General features: G+C 76.1%; 1 protein-coding gene. It reads left to right on the top strand.

Annotated elements, in window-relative coordinates:
• The coding region (locus V7793_RS36140; protein WP_336013913.1) for a helix-hairpin-helix domain-containing protein at positions 1 to 2,755 on the top strand (2,755 nt) is incomplete at both ends.

The following is a 2,755-nucleotide window of genomic DNA, read 5'->3' as shown; positions in this document are numbered from 1 at the left end:
CTCGGCCCCGGCTCCGAGCCCGGCCGCGCGCTGGCCGCGGGCCGCCCCGACCGGGCCGCCCGGCTGCTCGCGCCCTGGCGGGAAATGTTCGGTGACGCCCTGCGGCTGGAGGCCGTGTGCCACGGCCGTACCGGCACCGGCCCGGGCTCCCTGCGCCTCGCCGCCCGTACCGTCGGCTTCGCCGCGGAGCAGGGCGTCCCCGCCGTCCTCAGCAACGCCGTGCGCTACGCCGACCCCGGTCAGGGCCCCGTCGCCGACGTCCTGGACGCGGCCCGCCTGCTGGTGCCGATCGACCCCCGCAGGCCGGAGTCGCTCGACAGCGGGGAGCGCTGGCTCAAGGGGCCCGGTGACATGGCCGCCCTCGCCGAGCGGATCGCCGGGGCCGCCGGGCTCCGCCGGGACGCGGCCCGCCGGCTGCTCGCCACGACCGAGGAGACCGCCGCCGCGTGCCTGGTCGACCCCGAGGACGACCTGGGGCTCGGCCGGATCCACTTCCCCGAGGCGCACCTGGTCGGCGCCGGGCGCCGCACCGCCGAACGCGTGCTGCGCTCCCGCTGCACGGCGGGGATGGTGCTGCGCGGGTACGACAGGAAGCACCGCTACCGGGACCGGCTGGAGGACGAGCTGGCGATCATCACCGGGAAGGGCCTCGCCTCGTACTTCCTCACCGTCGCCCGGGTCGTGGACGACACCCGCGCCCTCGGCGTGCGGGTCGCCGCCCGCGGCTCCGGCGCGGGCTCCCTGGTGAACCACCTGCTCGGCATCGCCCACGCCGACCCCGTCGAGCACGGCCTGCTGATGGAGCGCTTCCTGTCCGCCCACCGCAAGGCGCTGCCCGACATCGACATCGACGTGGAGTCCGCGCGCCGCCTGGAGGTCTACCGCGCGATCTTCGACCGCTTCGGCGCGGACCGGGTGGCGACCGTCGCCATGCCCGAGACCTACCGCGTCCGGCACGCGATCCGGGACGTGGGCGCGGCCCTCGGCAAGGACCCGGCCGAGGTGGACCGGCTCGCCAAGGCGTTCCCCCACATCCGCGCCCGCGACGCCCGCGCGGCCCTGGCGGAGCTGCCCGAGCTGCGCGCCGTGGCCGCGGAGGACCACGGCCGGCTGTGGGAGCTGGTCGAGGCGCTGGACGGCCTGCCGCGCGGCATCGCCATGCACCCGTGCGGGGTGCTGCTGTCGGACGCGTCCCTGCGCGCCCGTACGCCCGTCGTGCCGACCAGCGGCGAGGGCTTCCCCATGGCGCAGTTCGACAAGGACGACGTGGAGGAGCTCGGGCTGCTCAAACTCGACGTGCTGGGCGTGCGGATGCAGTCCGCGATGGCGCACGCGGTGGCCGAGGTCGAGCGGGTCACCGGGCGCCACATCGACCTCGACGACCCCGCGGACGTCCCTCCGGGCGACCCCCGTACGTACGAGCTGATCCGGTCCGCCGAGACGCTCGGCTGCTTCCAGATCGAGTCGCCCGGCCAGCGCGACCTCGTCGGCCGGCTCCAGCCGTCCTCCTTCCACGACCTCGTGGTCGACATCTCCCTCTTCCGGCCGGGCCCGGTCGCGGCCGACATGGTGCGGCCCTTCATCGCGGCCCGGCACTTCGCGGACGAGACGCGCCGTGCGCTGTCGGACCCGCAGCTGGTGGGCCGGGTGCGCGCGTGGTTCGCGAGGGAGGCGGCGAAGCTCGGCCGCTCGCCGGAGTCCGTGCGCCGCACCTGGGAGATCGTGGAGGCGTTCGGCAGCTACGGCTTCTGCAAGGCGCACGCCGTCGCGTTCGCCGTGCCGACCTACCAGTCGGCCTGGCTGAAGACCCATCACCCGGCCGCCTTCTACGCCGGGCTGCTCACCCACGATCCGGGGATGTACCCCAAGCGGCTGCTGCTCGCGGACGCGCGGCGGCGCGGCGTGCCGATCCTGCCGCTGGACGTGAACCGGTCGGGCACGGCCTATTCGATCGAACTGATGTCCGACAAGTCTCAGGGAGGCGGTGCCGTGTGGGGGCTCCGCATGGCCCTCTCCGACGTGCAGGGCATCGGCGAGGCCGAGGCCGCACGCATCGCGGACGGCCGCCCGTACACCTCCCTCCCCGACCTGTGGCGCCGCGCCCGGCCCACCCGGCCCGTCGCCGAACGCCTCGCCCGGGTCGGCGCGCTGGACGCCTTCGGGGACAACCGCCGCGACCTGCTGCTGCACATCGCCGAACTGCACCACGGGCACCGGCGCGGGGGCCCGGCCCAGCCCACCCTCGTCGACGGCGCGCGGGCCGAGCCCATCGGCCTGCCCGACCTCGACGCGGAGGAACGCCTCGGCGCCGAGCTCGGCGTGCTCGGCATGGACGCCTCCCGGCACCTGATGTCCGACCACCGGGCGTTCCTCGCCGAACTGGGCGTCGTCCCCGCCCGGCGGCTGCAGGGCGCCCGGCACGGCGAGACCGTCCTGGTCGCGGGCGCCAAGGCCGCCACCCAGACGCCGCCGATCCGCTCCGGCCGCCGCGTCATCTTCACCACCCTCGACGACGGCACGGGCCTGGTCGACTGCGCCTTCTTCGACGACAGCCACCCCGCCTGCGCGCACACCCTCTTCCACTCCTGGCTGCTGCTCGTCCGCGGGGTCGTCCAGCGCCGCGGGCCGCGCAGCCTGAGCGTGGTGGGCGCGGCGGCGTGGGACCTCGCGCAGCTGACGAGGCTCCGTGCGGAGGGCGGGCTGGAAGCGGTGGCCGAGGTCCTCGCCGGGGGCGCGGCACCGGCCCCCGCCGCCG

The organism is Streptomyces sp. KLMMK (genome assembly GCF_036961605.1).
Taxonomy (GTDB): Bacteria; Actinomycetota; Actinomycetes; order Streptomycetales; family Streptomycetaceae; genus Streptomyces; species Streptomyces telluris.
The sequence above is the reverse complement of the archived record's forward strand: the minus strand, read 5'-3'. Positions and strand labels throughout refer to the sequence as shown.